Source organism: Pseudomonas turukhanskensis (assembly GCF_027922365.1).
GTDB classification, from domain to species: domain Bacteria; phylum Pseudomonadota; class Gammaproteobacteria; order Pseudomonadales; family Pseudomonadaceae; genus Aquipseudomonas; species Aquipseudomonas turukhanskensis.
Genome location: NZ_BSFN01000010.1, coordinates 54221 through 70814, shown reverse-complemented (window position 1 = coordinate 70814; position 16594 = coordinate 54221). Strand labels below are relative to the sequence as shown.

Genomic DNA, 16594 nt, shown 5'->3' with positions numbered 1-16594 from the left:
ATACCTCCTTTGAAATCCAACCCGACAGAGATTGCGGTTTAGGTGCAAAGGTTCACTGGTGACCGCCAGCAGGGCCACGTTTTTGCTGTTGCAAAAGATGATGTCGAGAATAACGCGCAATTGCCCGCCCTAGGAAAGTCCTCTCTACCAAGGAAGCAACGAGCCTGGATCGAGTGTCGTACCGTTTGCTTGATCCGGTTCCCCTCGCCCGCTCGCGGGAGAGGGGCTGGGCCTGAGGGTCGTCCTCAACGCCGCCGAAACAACGGCCGAGGCTCAATGGCCGAGCGCCCATACAACACACTTACCCCCGCCAACCCTTTAACCGCATCCTCCACCGACTTGTCGGCGCGCACGGCAAAGCTGTCGAAGCCGCACTGGCGCATATGGCTGAGCTGATCACGCAACACATCACCCACCGCACGCAACTCGCCTTGCCAGCCCAAACGCCGGCGCAACAGATACGCCTGGCTATAGCCCCGGCCATCGCGAAAGCTGGGAAAGTCGATGGCAATCATGGCCACGTCGGCCAGTAACGGTTGCAGGCTTTCCACGTCATCGTCCGGGCCCAGCAGCAGGCCTTCACCGGCTTGCCATTGCGCCAGGGGCACGATTGCCAGCGTGGGGTCAGCGCTCTCGATCACGGGAAGCCCGTCCACCAAACGGATCAGCTTGTTCATGCCACCTCCTGCGTGCGGTACACCCGTTCCTTGAACGGCTCCAGGCCAATGCGCTGCACCGTATCGACGAAACGCTCTTGGTGTTCGCGGTAGTCGGTAAAGGTTTGCACGATGCGCTCGATCACCTGTGGCACCTGCTCAGCCGCAAACGAAGGGCCAATCACCTTGCCCAGCGCCGCGTGCTGACCCTGGGCGCCGCCAAGGGTGATCTGGTACCACTCGCTGCCGTTCTTATCGACGCCCAGAATGCCGATATTGCCGATGTGGTGATGGCCGCAGGCATTCATGCAGCCGGAGATATTCAGGCTCAGCTCGCCGATGTCGTGCAGGTAATCCAGGTCATCGAAATGCGCCTGAATGCCTTGAGCGATAGGGATCGACTTGGCATTGGCCAGCGAGCAGTAGTCACCGCCCGGGCAGGCAATGATGTCGCTGAGCAAACCGATATTTGCCGTGCCCAGCCCCTGCTCGCAGGCGGCCTGCCACAGCGCGAACAGATCGCGCTTGCGCACATCCGGCAATACGATGTTCTGCTCATGGGCAATGCGTATTTCGCCAAAACCAAAGCGCTCTGCCCAGTCGGCAACCGCCTCCATCTGCGCGCTGGTTACATCGCCAGGTGGCAATGCCGCGCCCGGTTTGGTCGACAGCACAACCGAGGCATAGCCGGGTACCTTGTGGGCTTTGACGTTGCGCTGCACCCAACGCTCGAACCCCAGGTGCTGCGCCAGGTGGCTGCCGTACTCCAGATCAACGACCGGCAAGGACTCATAGGCGGGCGGCACAAAGGCGCTGGCCACGCGCTGGTACTCGGTGTCGGTCAGCTCGGCCGGGCCGTCTTTGAGGTGCTGCCATTCGCGCTCCACTTCGGCGGCGAATGCCTCGATACCCAAGGCTTTAACCAGAATCTTGATGCGCGCCTTGTACTTGTTGTCTCGCCGCCCATGGCGGTTGTACACCCGCAAGATGGCCTCGACGTACGACAGAACGTGCTGCCATGGCAGGCCGTCGCGTATCTGCTGGGAAAGAATGGGCGTGCGCCCCAGCCCGCCGCCGACCATCACCCGCAGCAGCATTTGCCCGGCATCGCCCTGGTACAGATACAGGCCAATATCGTGCATCTGAATCGCCGCACGGTCTTCAATGGCCGAGCACAGGGCGATCTTGAATTTGCGTGGCAGAAACAGGAATTCCGGGTTGACCGTGGACCACTGGCGCAGGATTTCTGCCAGCGGGCGCGGGTCCAGCAATTCATCGGCCGCCACCCCGGCGAAGGCTTCGGTGGTGATATTGCGCACGCAGTTGCCGGAGGTCTGGATGGCGTGCATTTGCACCTCGGCCAGGCGGGCGAGAATGTCCGGCACCTGCTCCAGTTCTATCCAGTTGAACTGGATATTTTGCCGCGTAGTGAAGTGCCCATAGTCGCGGTCGTACTCACGGGCAATGGCGGCCAGGCAGCGCAGTTGCTCGGCGCTGAGCGTGCCGTAGGGAATGGCCACGCGCAGCATATAAGCGTGTTTCTGCATATAGAGGCCGTTCTGCAACCGCAGCGGCAGAAACTCTTCCTCGCTCAGTTCGCCACTGAGCCGGCGTTGCACCTGGTCGCGAAACTGCGCAACCCGCTCGTGCACCAGCGCGTGGTCGTAATCGTCGTATTCATACATCGGGGCGGCCCTCGGTTAGTGAGGGGACTATGCCGGTGACACCGCGGTACGAAACAGCGGCAGATGAGACGTTAAAAAGCGGATCAGATAGCAGCGCTGCCTGCCATATTCTGGATTCCAGCCTGCGCTGGAATGACGGAGGTCTTTGCCCAATCTACCGTCGTCCCAGCGCAGGCTGGGACCCAGAGTAACGGATCAGCGCACGGCATCTGATCCGCTTTTTTCCATTCAACCTGAGTCTGTTATCGAATCAGTTGCCCACCCATCATGCCCTCGCCTGATAAAGAGCCTGATGGGGCCATGCCATGACTGACCGTATTCCCGCCAAGATCATCGAAACCATTGATCCGCGCCAACCGCTGCGCCTGACCCCGGCCCAAGCCGGCGGGCCGATTCACACCCGCGCTTTTACCGGCCTGTACCGCAACCTGCGTCTGTACGGTGCAGGGCTGCTGTTTGCGATTTTCTTCGGTACAGCCTGGCTGAACTGGGAAGGCCGCCAAGCGGTGCTCTGGGATCTGTCCGGGCAACGCTTTTACATCTTTGGCGCTACCTTCTGGCCGCAGGATTTCATTCTGCTGTCGGCGCTGCTGATCATTGCCGCCTTTGGCCTGTTCGCCATTACCGTATTCGCCGGCCGCGTGTGGTGCGGCTACACCTGCCCGCAAAGCGTGTGGACCTGGGTGTTTATGTGGGTGGAGAAGGTCACCGAAGGCGACCGCGGCCAACGCATCAAACTGGACGCTGCGCCCTGGTCCGCCAACAAGGTGCTACGCCGCTCGGCCAAACATGCGTTGTGGCTCGGCGTAAGCCTGGTCACCGCCATCGGTTTTATTGGCTACTTTGTGCCCGTGCGCCAACTGGTCAGCGAGCTTGTGACATTCAGCCTCGACAGCGGCAGCGCCACCTGGCTGCTGTTGTTTACCGCGGCCACCTACCTCAATGCCGGCTGGCTGCGGGAAAAAGTCTGCCTGCATATGTGCCCCTACTCGCGCTTTCAAAGCGTGATGTTCGACAAGGACACCCTGCTGGTCAGCTACGACGCCGCCCGTGGCGAAAGCCGCGGGCCACGGCGTAAAGAGGTTGCCCCACAAAGCGTCGGGCTGGGTGACTGCATCGACTGCACGATGTGCGTGCAGGTATGCCCCACTGGCATCGACATCCGCGACGGCTTGCAGTTGGATTGCATCAGTTGCGGCGCCTGCATCGATGCCTGCGACTCGGTGATGGACAAGATGGGCTACGCACGTGGCCTGGTGGGTTACCGCTCGGAAAGCGCGCTGGCCGGTGGCAAAACCCACTACCTGCGCCCACGCCTTGTGAGCTACGCCGCCGCACTGGCCTTGATGATTGGCGCCTTCGTGTGGGCATTGGACGCGCGGCCATTGCTGTCGCTGGATATCACCCGCGACCGTGGCCTGTTTCGCGAAAACAGCGCCGGGCAAATCGAGAACATCTACAGCGTCAAGGTCATCAACAAAACCCAGCAAAGCCGCACCTATGAGTTGGCCTTGAGCGGAGATGGGCCGTTCGAGCTGCGCGGCAAGACCCGTGTGGAGCTGGCGCCTGGCGAGATTACCGACGTGCCGTTGAGCGTGGTGTTGACCGCGCCGCAGGTCACCCGCACCTCGCAGAAGGTGCACTTTGAAGTGCATGAAGTGGGGGCGCCTGAAAACCGGGTGGCGGGTGTCAGCACCTTTGTAGCGCCGTTGAATCGCTAACCGCATCGAGGCTGATAAACGAGGTCCATCGCATGACTGCGCCGCTTTCCGTAGAGTACCTTCCTGCGCATCCGCCCGTGGTCTTGCAGGACAAGATGAAACGCTACGAAAAATTCGCCGATGAAATTGCCGAACTGATCCGCACCGGCGTGTTGGCTGCCGGCGAAAAAGTGCCCTCGGTACGCCACGCCAGCCGCACCTATGGCGTCAGCCCGTCCACGGTATTCCAGGCTTATTACCTGCTCGAAGACCGTGGGTTGATTCAGGCGCGGGCGCGCTCAGGCTACTTTGTGCGCGAACATGCCAAACAACCGTTGCCCGATGCCCAGAGCAACCCACGCCCGGCACACACCACTGATGTGGACGTGAGCGAACTGGTGTTTTCGGTACTCGGCTCACTGAAAGACCCCAACACCGTGCCCTTCGGCTCGGCCTTCCCCAGCCCGCATCTGTATCCCCTCGCTCGCCTGGCCCGCTCCATGGCGCAGAGCCTGCGGGTGCTATCGCCCCATGCAGTGATTGCCGACATGACGGCCGGCAACCCTGACCTGCGCCGGCAGATTGCCCTGCGCTACATGGTCAGCGGCGTCATGCTGCCGCTGGAAGAATTGGTGATTACCAATGGCGCCATGGAAGCGCTCAACCTGTGCCTGCAAACCGTCACCCAGCCCGGCGACCTGGTGGCCATCGAGGCGCCTGCCTTTTATGCCACCTTGCAAGTGCTGGAACGGCTGAAATTGAAAGCGGTGGAAATACCCGTGCACCCGCGCGAGGGCATCGACCTGCAAACCCTGGCCGACAGCCTGGCGCACTTGCCCATCAAGGCCTGCTGGTTTATGAGCAGCCTGCAGAACCCGTTGGGCGCGAGCATGAGCGAGGAGAAAAAACGCGCGCTTTACGAACTGCTGCAGCAACACCAGGTGCCGCTGATTGAAGACGACGTGTACGCCGAGCTGTACTACGGCACCCAGCCGCCCAAGCCGGTAAAGAGCTTCGACCGCGACGGCCTGGTGATGCACTGCGGCTCGTTTTCCAAAAGCCTGGCGCCAGGTTATCGGGTGGGCTGGGTGGCCGGTGGGCGCTACGCAGAAAAAATCAGCCGACTCAAACTGATGACCACCATTTCCCCGTCAGTGCCTGCGCAGGCGGCAATTGCCGACTACCTGCAGCACGGCGGTTACGACCGCCACTTACGCAAATTGCGCCACACCCTGGAGATGCAACAGAGCGCCATGCTCGCCTCCGCGGCCCGGCATTTTCCGGCGCAAACGCGGGTGACGCGGCCCAGCGGCGGCTATTTTCTGTGGGTTGAATTTCCCGAGCAGGTCGACTCGCTGCAGCTGTTTCAACTGGCGTTGGCCCAAGGCATCAGCCTCGCGCCGGGGCCGATCTTTTCTGCCACGCGGCGTTTCGGCAACTGCGCCCGGTTGAACCATGGGCATCCGTGGGATGAGGCAAGTGAGCGGGCGATGGAGATGTTGGGCCGGATTGTGACAGCGATGTAGGGCGACTATCGCCGCAGGCGATAGTCGCCGACACGCAAGGCTCGGGGCGATGGACTTTCGTTGATCACAATTGCGTGAATCGGCGGATATACGCTTTGCGGATATTCGCGCTACGCCTCACCCGGGCATTGGCTCTGCGCCGTTGCCTGACTCACATTGCTCCCCGCCGGCACACTGCGGGTCAGCCACACATTGCCGCCAATGGTCGAGCCTTTGCCCAGGGTAATGCGGCCCAGAATGGTCGCGCCGGCATAAATCACCACGTCGTCTTCGACAATCGGATGACGCGGCTGGCCTTTGTGCAATTGCCCGGTCTCGTCAGCGGTAAAGCGCTTGGCGCCCAAGGTCACGGCCTGATAGATGCGCACGTGGTTGCCGATGATCGCGGTTTCGCCGATGACCACACCGGTGCCGTGGTCGATAAAGAAGCTATGGCCAATCTGCGCGCCGGGGTGAATGTCGATACCGGTGGCCGAGTGCGCCAGTTCCGCGCTGATGCGCGCCAGCAATGGCAAGCCGGCGCGATACAGGTGGTGCGCAAGGCGATGGTGAATCACTGCCAGAATGCCGGGGTAGCACAGCAGTACTTCGTCCACGCTGCGTGCCGCCGGGTCGCCCTGGTAGGCGGCAATCACGTCGGTATCGAGCAGACGACGCATGGCCGGCAAGGCGCTGGCGAAATCGCGCACGATGGCCACGGCGTCGGCTTCGCCGACCGGGTCTTCACCGCGCTGACGGGCGGCATAGGCCAGTTCCAGGCGGACCTGGGCCAGCAGGCAGTTCAGCGCGTTGTCCAGTGTGTGGCCAACGTAGAAGTCTTCGCTTTCCTGGCGCAGGTTGCTTGGCCCCAGACGCATGGGAAACAACGCGCCGATCAGGCCATCGAGAATAGTGGCCATGGCCTGCCGGGACGGCAGCTCACGGCCCACCAATTCACGCGAGCGGCCGTTGCTGCTGCGCCATTCGGCGCGCACGGCATGCAGTTCGCCGACTATCTGCTCCAGTTGCCAATTTACCGGTTGGCTGACGGCCTCGGTGGGCGTTGGGGTCAGCTGGTCGAGGCCGGCGTTGAGCTGTTTGGTCATGGCAATCCCTGGGCTTGAGCCCTTATCAGGCGGGATGGCTACTCTATGCCGGGCCTCAAGAACGACCTAAATAATTAATTCGTTTAGGCTAATAACCAAATCATCTAGCGCAAGATCAACAACATCGAGGCTGAAGCCTCTCCTACCGCAAACGTGGTCGCTGTGAGCGCGCGTCAGCCTCGCTGCTTTCTATGCGCTAGCGCCATGCCCCTCTGCCATCGCCACAATCACTTTGCGTTTGCCGGTAAACGTCGAGCGCACCGCCCACCTCACGATGAGGCGCAGATGCGCGTGGCGCTGAACGACGCAGTCCCGCTCTACCGCGATACCCCGCCTGCCCAGGCGATAACAAACAATGCCGAACAGACCATGCGCACCGGCCAAGATAAAAATCTATAGCGATGCCATGGCGTTGATGCTGTGCAGTTACCTGGAAAAACTAGCCGGCACCTGAGTGTTTGCGGTCGGCGGTGTTTTTGCAGTCGGCAGTTGGAGTGCACCGGCGCAAACGGTATAACGAACGCCTCAAAGACCGCAGGTCTTGATGCAACGGACGAGGACAAATGGTGCAGTGGCTCAAAGGTGACGAGCAGATGGTAGAGCGCATACGGGCCTATGATTGGGCCGGCTCGCCGCTGGGCCCTATCGAGGATTGGCCCGATGTGCTGAAAACCACGGTGGCCCTGACCCTGGGTTCGCGTTTTCCCCAGGCCATCGTTTGGGGCGACAGCCTGACCACCCTGCACAATCAGGCTTTCAATGAGCTGCTGGGCAACAAACCTTCTGCCATAGGCCGGGCGTTCAGCGACGTGTGGAGCGAAGTCTGGAGTGATATCCGCCCCATCGCTGAAGCTGCCTTTGCCGGCCAGGCCACCTACCTGCAAGACTTTCCGCTGCTGATCGAACGCGGCGGCAGCCCCGAGCAGGCGTACTTCACCTTTTGTTACAGCCCCATTCGCGACCACACCGGCCGCGTGGTGGGCTTTCTCGATACCGTGACCGAAACCACCGCCACGGTGATGGCCAATCAGCGCCTGGCCTTTCTCGATGGTCTGAGCCGCGCCGTAGCCACGGCCACCAGCGCCGATGTGATTCTGGCCACCACCACGCGCATGCTGGCGCAGCAGCTGGGCCTGTCCAACTGCGCCTATGCCGATATGCATGCCGACCAGGACGGCTTCACTATCCGCGGCGACTGGGCGGCGCCAGGCTCGCCGCACATTCTGGGTATCTACAAACTGGCTGATTTTGGCGAACTGGCAGTGCGCAACCTCGGCGCTGGCCTGCCGCTAGTCATCAACGACAACCTGAGCGAACTGCCGGCCCATGAAGCCGCGGCGTTTCAGACCCTGGGCATCACCGCCACCCTGTGCATGCCGCTGGTCAAGGACGGCCGCCTGACGGCACTGATGGCGATTCACGACAACGTGCCCCGGCAATGGACCGACGCCGACCTGGGCTTGCTGCGCGAGGTAACCGAACGCTCGTGGGCCCATATCGAACGAGTGCGCGCCGACGCCGAGCTGCGCGAAGCGGTCAACGCCCTGGCGGCGCTTAACAGCACGCTGGAGCAGCGGGTGCAGGAACGCAGCGCGCAACTGGTGGAAACTGAAGCCAAACTGCGCCAGGCGCAAAAGCTGGAAGCCATCGGCCAGCTCACCGGCGGCGTAGCCCATGACTTCAACAACCTGCTCACTATCATTCGCTCCTCCATCCACTTTCTGCGCCGCCCCGACCTGCAGAGCGAGCGGCGCAACCGTTATATCGAGACGATTGCCAACGCCATCGAACGCGGCGCCAAGCTCACCGGGCAACTGCTTGCCTTCGCCCGTCGCCAGCCACTGAACCCGGAAGTGTTTGAAGTGGGCCAGCGCCTGCAAGCGTTGCTGGACATGCTGGACTCGGCCGCTGGCTCGCGCATTGAGGTGGTGCTGGAGTTGCCCGGCCAACCCTGTTTTATTCGCGCCGACCTCAGTCAGCTGGAAACCGCGCTGATCAATATGGCCATCAACGCCCGTGACGCCATGGGCGGTGAAGGCCAGCTCACCGTGCGCCTCACCTGCAACCAGCGCATGCCGGCCGCCAGCGAGTCGCTTGACCAGACCGGCCTGCTCGCGGCCATCGCCGTGAGTGACACCGGCGCCGGCATCAGCCCGCAGGTATTGGGGCGCATTTTCGAACCCTTCTTCACCACCAAGGAAGTGGGCCAGGGCACGGGGTTGGGTTTGTCCCAGGTGTTTGGCTTTGCCAAGCAATCGGGGGGCGATGTCGACGTGTACTCCGTGCCCGGCCAAGGCACCACCTTCACCCTGTTTTTGCCGCAGGTCGAACACCACACCCCCACACCGTCCCTCGCTGCCCCTCTGCCGTTGCCCGCTCCCCAGGGCGCCCGGCAACGCGTTCTGGTGGTGGAGGACAACCGTGAAATCGGCAGCTTTGCCGCCGACATGCTGCAAGACCTGGGCTACGACGTCACCTGGGCCAGCACCGCCGAGGAAGCCCTGCAACGCATGGGGCCCGAGGCGCTGGAATTCGACGCGGTGTTTTCCGATGTGATGATGCCCGGCATTGGCGGCGTGCAACTAGCCAAGGAGTTGCGCCGGCGCCGCGCCGACCTGCCGATCATTCTCACCTCCGGTTACAGCCAGGCATTGTCGGATGATGGTTTTGAAGGCTTTGAGTTTTTGCACAAACCCTACTCCGCCGAGCAGGTGGCGCAGGCGCTCAGCGACGCCTTGCGCGGGGCATAGGCTGCGTACCGCCGCGAAAAAACCAGCCGAACCTAATCCCACCCCGGGCTCTCTTAGTTTTACCTACCCTGCCAAGGTGCCTGCATGGAGCTGGTGATAGCCCGACCCGAAGGCCTGTATTGCCCGCCAGGCGATTTTTATATCGACCCCTGGCGCCCAGTGGAACGCGCGGTTATCACCCATGCCCATGGCGACCATGCGCGCACGGGCAACCAGCGCTATCTGGCGGCAGCGCCCGGCGAGGGCATTTTGCGTTCACGCCTGGGCCAGGACATCAACCTGCAAACCCTTGCCTATGGCGAGCGGCTCGATCACCACGGCGTAACCTTGAGCTTTCACCCCGCCGGCCATGTACTGGGCTCGGCACAGGTGCGCCTGGAATACGAGGGCGAGGTCTGGGTGGCTTCAGGCGATTACAAAGTGGAAGCCGATGGCACCTGCACGCCGTTCGAGCCGGTGCCGTGCCACTGCTTTATTACCGAGTCCACCTTTGGCCTGCCCATCTACCGCTGGCAACCGCAAGCGCAGATTTTCGCCGGCATCGATGACTGGTGGCGGGCCAATGCAGCTGCCGGCCGCGCCAGTGTGTTGTTTGCGTATTCCTTTGGTAAGGCGCAGCGCATTCTGCATGGCATCGACGAAAGCATCGGACCGATTCTGGTGCATGGCGCGGTAGAGCCGTTAAACGCGGTGTACCGCGAAGGCGGCGTGCGTATTCCGCAAACCCTGTACGCCGGCGATATCGCCAAAACCGATCCCTTGTTGCGCCAGGCGCTGATCATCGCCCCGCCCTCCGCCGCTGGCAGCACCTGGCTGCGGCGCTTTGGCGAGTACAGCGACGCCTTTGCCAGCGGCTGGATGCTGCTGCGCGGTACCCGCCGGCGGCGCGGCGTGGACCGTGGCTTTGTGTTGTCCGATCACGCCGATTGGCCCGGGTTGTTATGGGCCATCGAGCAAACTGGCGCCGAGCGGGTGATGGTCACCCATGGCCAGGTCAATGTGCTGGTTCGTCACCTGCGTGAACTTGGCCTGGATGCGCGCGGTTTCAAAACCGAATACGGCGACGAAGATGAAGCGGAGCCCGCGGCATGAAAGCCTTCGCCGACCTGTACACGCGCCTCGACGCCACCACCTCCAGCAACGCCAAATTGCAGGCCATGCAGGACTACTTCGCCACGGCCGCGCCGGACGATGCCGCCTGGGCCGTGTATTTCCTCGCCGGTGGCCGCCCTCGGCAGGTGGTGCCCACCCGTGTGCTGCGTGAATTGACCACGCGCCTGGCGGGGTTGCCGGAGTGGCTGTTCGAGGAGAGTTATCAAGCAGTCGGCGATCTGGCCGAAACGATTTCGCTGCTCTTGCCCGAAGCCGAACACAGCAGCGAGCACGGGTTGGCCTGGTGGCTGCAGGAGCAGTTGCTGCCGCTGCGCGGCCTGCCGCCGGAAGAACTGGCGGTCCGCCTGCCGCCGCTGTGGGCGCAACTGGATCGGCAGAGCCTGATGGTCAGCCTCAAATTGCTGACCGGCGCGTTCCGCGTGGGTGTTTCCAAATTGCTGGTCACCCGTGCCCTGGCCGCCATGGCCGGTATCGATGCCAAGCGCGTGGCGCAGCGGCTGGTGGGCTACACCGACCTCTCCCATCGCCCCAGCGCCGAACGCTATCTGGCGCTGATTGCCGCCGAGTCCGACGACGAACACGCCCAGCGTGGCGGCCAGCCTTACCCGTTTTTTCTGGCCCATCCGCTGCAGCAGCCGACCGACCAATTCGACACCGTACTGGGCCCGGTCGAGGACTGGCTGGTGGAGTGGAAGTGGGACGGCATTCGCGCTCAGTTGGTAAAACGCGACGGGCGTTTATGGATCTGGTCGCGGGGTGAAGAGTTGGTCACCGAACGCTTTCCCGAGCTGCATGAGCTGGGCAACGCCCTGCCCGATGGCACCGTATTGGATGGTGAGCTGGTGGTGTGGAAGCAACAGACCGACAAGGCCTTCGGCATTCAGCCCTTTGCCTTGTTGCAGCAACGCATCGGGCGCAAAACCCTGAGCGCCAAACTGCTGGCCGAGGTGCCGGTGGTGCTGCTGGCCTATGACCTGCTGGAGTGGCGCGGCGCCGACTGGCGCAGCAAACCGCAGGCCGAACGCCGCACGCGCCTTGAGGTGCTGGTGGCGGAGCTGGGCGATGAACGCTTGCGCCTGTCACCCGAGGTCACCGGCCGCGACTGGAGCGACCTTGCGCGCCAGCGTGAAGCCTCACGCGAACTGGGCGTGGAAGGCATGATGCTCAAGCGCCGCGACTCACTCTACGGTGTGGGGCGCACCAAAGACCTGGGTCTGTGGTGGAAATGGAAAGTCGACCCGTTCAGCATCGATGCGGTATTGATATACGCCCAGCGCGGCCATGGCCGGCGGGCCAGTTTGTACAGCGACTACACCTTCGCCGTGTGGGATGACGCCAGCCCCGGCGAGCGTGTGCTGGTGCCGTTTGCCAAAGCCTACTCCGGGCTGACCGATGAGGAGATGCGCAAGGTCGACGCCATTATCCGCAAGACCACCGTAGAAAAATTCGGCCCGGTGCGCAGCGTGACACCCAGCCTAGTGTTCGAACTCGGTTTTGAAGGCATCGCCCTGTCCAAGCGGCACAAGAGCGGCATTGCAGTGCGGTTTCCGCGCATGCTGCGCTGGCGCACCGATAAAACCGTGGAAGACGCTGACACCCTGGCCACCTTGCAGGGCTTGCTTTGAGCCTGGCCAGTGCCTGGTTTGCCTTGCGCAGCTGGAAGCCTTTCGCCTTCCAGAAAGAGGTATGGCAGGCGGTAAAAAACGGCGAGTCCGGCTTACTGCATGCCACCACCGGTGCCGGCAAAACCTATGCGGTCTGGTTTGCCGCGTTGAACCGCTTCGCCAAGCCGCTCCCTGCCGCCAAACCCAGCACACGCCCCACTACCCGCAAACCGGCCATGGCACCATTGACCGTGCTCTGGATTACCCCCATGCGCGCCCTGGCTGCCGACACCGCCCGCGCCCTGCAGGCACCGCTGGACGAGTTGCAGATTGCCTGGAGCGTGGGCATGCGCACCGGCGATACCAGCAGCGCCGAGCGCGCCCGGCAAAGCCGCAAGTTGCCCAGCGCGTTGATCACCACGCCGGAAAGCCTGACCCTGCTGCTCACCGGCGCCAACGCCCGCGCCACCTTTGCCGGCGTGCGCATGCTGGTGGTGGATGAATGGCATGAGCTGCTTGGCAATAAGCGCGGCGTGCAACTGCAACTGGCGTTGGCGCGGCTGCGGCAGTGGAACCCGCAGCTGATTGTCTGGGGCTTGTCTGCCACCCTGGGCAACCAACCCCATGCCATGGATGTGCTGATGCCGGTCGGCCGTCTGGTACAGGGCAAACTGCCCAAAGACTTGCTCGTCGACACCCTGCTGCCGCCAGGTATCGAGCGTTTTCCCTGGGCCGGGCACCTGGGCCTACGCATGCTCGGGCAGGTGGTGGCCGAGCTGGAAACCAGCAGCACCACGCTGGTATTTACCAACACCCGCTCGCAGGCGGAAATCTGGTACCAGGCACTGCTCGAGGCGCGTCCGGACTGGGCCGGGCTGTTGGCGTTGCACCACGGTTCGTTGTCGCGCGAAGTGCGTGACTGGGTGGAATTGGCACTCAAGCAAGGCGCGCTCAAGGCAGTGGTGTGCACGTCCAGTCTGGATTTGGGTGTGGATTTTTTGCCCGTGGAGCGCGTACTGCAAATCGGCTCGCCCAAGGGCGTGGCGCGGCTGATGCAGCGTGCCGGGCGTAGCGGCCACGCGCCGGGGCGGCCTTCGCGGGTTACGCTGGTGCCCACCCATAGCCTGGAACTGCTGGAAGCGGCCGCCGCACAAACGGCGGTGGCTGAACGTCGAATCGAAGCCCGTGAGTCACCGGAAAAACCGCTCGATGTGCTGGTTCAACACCTGGTGAGCATGGCCCTGGGCGGTGGCTTTCAGGCCGAGGCCCTGCTGGCCGAAGTGCGCAGCGCCTGGGCTTACCGGCACCTCACAGACGAAGAATGGCAATGGGCCCTGGCCTTTATTCGCCATGGCGGCCACTCCTTGACCGCCTACCCCGACTACCGCCGCGCCGAACCGGACGCCGAAGGCCTCTGGCAGGTGCCGGATGCGCGCCTGGCGCGACGCCATCGCATGAGCATCGGCACCATCGTCAGTGACGCCAGCCTTAGCGTGAAATGGTGGGCCAAAGGCGGCAGCGGTGGTTCGCTGGGCAGTGTGGAAGAAGGCTTTATCGCGCGCCTGCGCCCCGGCGATGGCTTTCTGTTTGCCGGGCGTTTGCTGGAGCTGGTGCGGGTGGAAAACATGACCGCCTATGTGCGCCGCGCCACCAGCAAAAAGGCAGCGGTGCCACGCTGGAATGGTGGGCGTATGCCACTGTCCAGCGAACTGGCCGATGCGGTGGTGGACAAGCTCGGCGAGGCCGCGAAAGGCGTGTACGCCAGCCCTGAAATGCGCCTGCTGCAACCGCTGCTGGCGGTGCAGGCCAGTTGGTCGGCGCTGCCCACGGCCCATACATTGCTGGCCGAAGTGCATAAATCGCGCGAGGGCTGGCATTTGTTTCTCTACCCGTTTGCCGGGCGCTCGGTGCACCTGGGTCTGGCCAGCCTGCTCGCCTGGCGCCTGGGCCAAGGCCAGCCGCTGAGCTTTTCCATTGCGGTTAACGACTACGGCTTGGAGCTGCTGTGCGCCAGCCCCATCGACTACACCCAAGTGCTGACCCCGGCCCTGTTCAACAGCGATAACCTGCTGCACGACGTGCTCGCCAGCCTGAACGCAGGCGAACTGGCGCGCCGCCGTTTTCGCGAAATCGCCCGTATCGCTGGGCTGGTGTTCTCCGGCTACCCCGGCGCGGCCAAAAGTGCGCGGCAGTTGCAGGCCTCCAGCGCGCTCTTTTTCGATGTATTCCAGCAGTACGACCCCAGCAATCTGCTGCTCACCCAGGCGCAGCAGGAAGTGCTGCGTCAGGAGTTGGACGTGCAGCGTTTGCAGCACACGCTGGAACGTTTGCAGGGGCGTACGCTGGATATTCGTTTAGTCAAACGCGCCACGCCGCTGGCCTTTCCCTTGTTGGTAGAGCGCTTTCGCGAAAGCCTCAGTTCGGAAAAACTGGCCGACCGCATCAAACGCATGGTGCAAGACCTGGAACACGCCGCCGGCCCGGGTGGTTATCAGGCCGACACCGATGCCCGCTTTGCCATCGACGACGAGCGCCCAGCCCCGCGCAAAGGCCGCACACCCCGGCAAGGCAAAGACGGGCGGCCGCGTACATGAGCAGCCATATTGCACTGCAATTGGCCGGCTGCGAGGTATGGCTGCTGGCGGACAAAGCCATTTACTGGCCCGAGCAGCAGACGCTTCTGATTGCTGACCTGCACCTGGGCAAAGCCGCTACCTACCGGCAGTTGGGCCAGCCGGTGCCCCACGGCACCACGGCGGACAACTTCCTGCGCCTGGACCAATTGCTGCAGCGTTACACCTGCCAGCGCCTGATTGTGCTTGGCGATTTTCTCCATGCGCGCCAGGCGCAGAACACCGCCACGTTGCAGGCACTGGGCGACTGGCGCCGGCGTCACGCGGCGCTCGCCATTACCCTGATTCGCGGCAACCACGATCGCCATGCCGGCGACCCGCCGCCGGCGCTGAGTATCGAGACAGTGGCCGAGCCATTGCTGCTGGGCCCGTTTGCGCTGCAACACGAACCCCATGCCCATGCCAGCCACCATGTGCTGGCCGGGCATGTGCACCCGGCGTATCGGCTGCACGGCCGTGGCCGACAAAGCTTGCGGTTGCCGTGTTTTGTGGTTGGGGAACGCGTAAGTCTGTTGCCGTCGTTTGGTAGTTTTACCGGTGGGTTTACCGTGCGGGCGCAGGTGGACGAAAAGGTATTTGTGGTGGGCGATGGTGGTATTTGGGAAGCACCTCGTTCAGGCTCATGATTGTCCAATCAAACGCATCGAGGCTGATGCCTCTCCTACGAAGCACGTTGTTCGAAGATCAAGCGGAATTCAGCTGCCAATGAACGTTCTTGTCGCCCTTGCCTATCTGATGGTTCTGCCCGGAGCCTTTGCCGCTGACCTCGATCCTAACGTTGCCGCTCCTGCGCCTTGGCCCGTGCGACAAGTGGAGTGGCGCGCGGTGCTGGCGGAAATCAAATCACCGGTCGCCAATCTGGAGGCACGGGCCAGCCGTGAGGCGAGCCTGCTGCATGGCACCAGCGAGGTGGCCGCCGAAGGGCTGGTGGACCGCATTGCCGGCAACGACAATTACCAGCTGCAGCCGTTGCAGCCCTTTGTGGCCAATGTCGGCACGTCGGCTACCTTGTCGACCTTTGTCGATACCCAGCGCAACCAGGCCGTCAAACAGAACGGCACGTTGGTGAATCAGCCGCAACCGCTGCGCGTGGGTTATTCGATTGTGGTCACACCCAGTGTGCAACCCGGTACGCCGGAGGGTGTGGTGATGAGTGAAGTGGTGGTGGCGCAGACGCTGGCCGATGGCAATGCGGTGCATCAGGCCAATGCCTATAACAAGGCTGGTTTGCGCGAAGGGGATTTTCAGACGTTGGTGTGGACGACGGGGAATCGGCAGTTTTTGTTGGTGTTACGGCGTAAGGCCACTGGGCCGTTTTAGGCTGCGTTGCCAACTTGAGACTCTGGATCCCAGCCTTCGCTGGGATGACGGTGCTGGCTGGAAAAACGCCGTCATCCCGGCGCAGGCCGGGATCAAGAATTCCGAGCGCTACTTCGTTTTGGACCGCATTGCCAACTTGAGACTCTGGATCCCAGCCTTCGCTGGGATGACGGTGCTGGCTGGAAAAAAACCGTCATCCCGGCGCAGGCCGGGATCCAGAATTCCCGGCTTTACCTCGTTCTGGGCCGCATTGCCAACTTGAGATTCTGGATCCCAGCCTTCGCTGGGATGACGGCGCTGGCTGGAAAAACGCCGTCATCCCGGCGCAGGCCGGGATCAAGAATTCCGAGCGCTACTTCGTTTTGGACCGCATTGCCAACTTGAGACTCTGGATCCCAGCCTTCGCTGGGATGACGGTGCTGGCTGGAAAAAAACCGTCATCCCGGCGCAGGCCGGGATCCAGAATTCCCGGCTTTACCTCGTTCTGGGCCGCATTGCCAACTTGAGATTCTGGATCCCAGC

General features: G+C 62.6%; 11 protein-coding genes. 8 read left to right on the top strand and 3 right to left on the bottom strand.

The features are described 5' to 3' along the window. Positions 1 to 245: 245 nt before the first annotated feature. The gene (locus PKE98_RS16960; protein WP_271196506.1) at positions 246 to 677 is read right to left on the bottom strand and encodes a DUF934 domain-containing protein; all 432 of its coding nucleotides are present in this window, start codon (positions 675 to 677) and stop codon (positions 246 to 248) included. After that, positions 674 to 2341, bottom strand: coding sequence for a nitrite reductase NirA (nirA, locus tag PKE98_RS16955; RefSeq protein ID WP_271196505.1), 1668 nt, complete (start codon positions 2339 to 2341; stop codon positions 674 to 676). Before nirA ends, PKE98_RS16960 begins: the two co-directional genes overlap by 4 nt. 305 nt (positions 2342 to 2646) lie before the next feature. Here nirA and ccoG point away from each other — a divergent pair, with 305 nt between their 5' ends. Together ccoG and mapR are read left to right on the top strand one after the other, a co-directional pair. Beyond that, complete coding sequence (gene ccoG, locus PKE98_RS16950) at positions 2647 to 4062, top strand: cytochrome c oxidase accessory protein CcoG (RefSeq protein ID WP_271196504.1); 1416 nt, start codon at positions 2647 to 2649, stop codon at positions 4060 to 4062. A 95-nt stretch (positions 4063 to 4157) separates the two neighbouring features. Continuing rightward, on the top strand, positions 4158 to 5567 hold the full coding sequence (gene mapR / locus PKE98_RS16945; RefSeq protein WP_271196503.1) for a GntR family transcriptional regulator MpaR: 1410 nt from the start codon (positions 4158 to 4160) through the stop codon (positions 5565 to 5567). A gap of 110 nt (positions 5568 to 5677) precedes the next feature. On the opposite strand, the gene epsC is transcribed toward mapR, so the two are convergent. Next, positions 5678 to 6652, bottom strand: a complete 975-nt coding sequence (epsC, locus tag PKE98_RS16940; protein ID WP_271196502.1) for a serine O-acetyltransferase EpsC — start codon at positions 6650 to 6652, stop codon at positions 5678 to 5680. A gap of 563 nt (positions 6653 to 7215) precedes the next feature. Between epsC and PKE98_RS16935 the strand changes: the two genes are divergently transcribed. From PKE98_RS16935 to PKE98_RS16910, 6 genes are all read left to right on the top strand, one after another. Continuing rightward, a complete protein-coding gene (locus PKE98_RS16935; protein WP_271196501.1) occupies positions 7216 to 9402 on the top strand; it encodes an ATP-binding protein in 2187 nt (728 codons plus the stop codon). A gap of 84 nt (positions 9403 to 9486) precedes the next feature. Then, entirely contained in the window at positions 9487 to 10494 is a 1008-nt protein-coding gene (locus PKE98_RS16930) for a ligase-associated DNA damage response exonuclease (protein ID WP_271196500.1), read from the top strand. Next, the gene (locus PKE98_RS16925; protein WP_271196499.1) at positions 10491 to 12140 is read left to right on the top strand and encodes an ATP-dependent DNA ligase; all 1650 of its coding nucleotides are present in this window, start codon (positions 10491 to 10493) and stop codon (positions 12138 to 12140) included. Before PKE98_RS16930 ends, PKE98_RS16925 begins: the two co-directional genes overlap by 4 nt. Further along, a complete protein-coding gene (locus PKE98_RS16920; RefSeq protein WP_271196498.1) occupies positions 12137 to 14713 on the top strand; it encodes a ligase-associated DNA damage response DEXH box helicase in 2577 nt (858 codons plus the stop codon). The genes PKE98_RS16925 and PKE98_RS16920 overlap by 4 nt, the downstream gene beginning before the upstream one ends. Further along, positions 14710 to 15378 carry a ligase-associated DNA damage response endonuclease PdeM gene (pdeM, locus tag PKE98_RS16915; RefSeq protein ID WP_271196497.1) on the top strand — a complete coding sequence of 223 codons (669 nt, stop codon included), beginning with the start codon at positions 14710 to 14712 and terminating at the stop codon, positions 15376 to 15378. The genes PKE98_RS16920 and pdeM overlap by 4 nt, the downstream gene beginning before the upstream one ends. A 79-nt stretch (positions 15379 to 15457) precedes the next feature. Further along, positions 15458 to 16072: a hypothetical protein gene (locus PKE98_RS16910; RefSeq protein ID WP_271196496.1), complete on the top strand. Its 615-nt coding sequence runs from the start codon at positions 15458 to 15460 to the stop codon at positions 16070 to 16072. Positions 16073 to 16594 lie beyond the last annotated feature (522 nt).

What these genes read in the sequence shown, in the direction of transcription:
- PKE98_RS16960 (WP_271196506.1), bottom strand. Translation starts at nt 677, where the DNA reads ATGAACAAGCTGATCCGTTTGGTGGACGGGCTTCCCGTGATCGAGAGC.
- nirA (WP_271196505.1), bottom strand. Translation starts at nt 2,341, where the DNA reads ATGTATGAATACGACGATTACGACCACGCGCTGGTGCACGAGCGGGTT.
- ccoG (WP_271196504.1), top strand. Translation starts at nt 2,647, where the DNA reads ATGACTGACCGTATTCCCGCCAAGATCATCGAAACCATTGATCCGCGC.
- mapR (WP_271196503.1), top strand. Translation starts at nt 4,158, where the DNA reads ATGAAACGCTACGAAAAATTCGCCGATGAAATTGCCGAACTGATCCGC.
- epsC (WP_271196502.1), bottom strand. Translation starts at nt 6,652, where the DNA reads ATGACCAAACAGCTCAACGCCGGCCTCGACCAGCTGACCCCAACGCCC.
- PKE98_RS16935 (WP_271196501.1), top strand. Translation starts at nt 7,216, where the DNA reads ATGGTGCAGTGGCTCAAAGGTGACGAGCAGATGGTAGAGCGCATACGG.
- PKE98_RS16930 (WP_271196500.1), top strand. Translation starts at nt 9,487, where the DNA reads ATGGAGCTGGTGATAGCCCGACCCGAAGGCCTGTATTGCCCGCCAGGC.
- PKE98_RS16925 (WP_271196499.1), top strand. Translation starts at nt 10,491, where the DNA reads ATGAAAGCCTTCGCCGACCTGTACACGCGCCTCGACGCCACCACCTCC.
- pdeM (WP_271196497.1), top strand. Translation starts at nt 14,710, where the DNA reads ATGAGCAGCCATATTGCACTGCAATTGGCCGGCTGCGAGGTATGGCTG.
- PKE98_RS16910 (WP_271196496.1), top strand. Translation starts at nt 15,458, where the DNA reads ATGAACGTTCTTGTCGCCCTTGCCTATCTGATGGTTCTGCCCGGAGCC.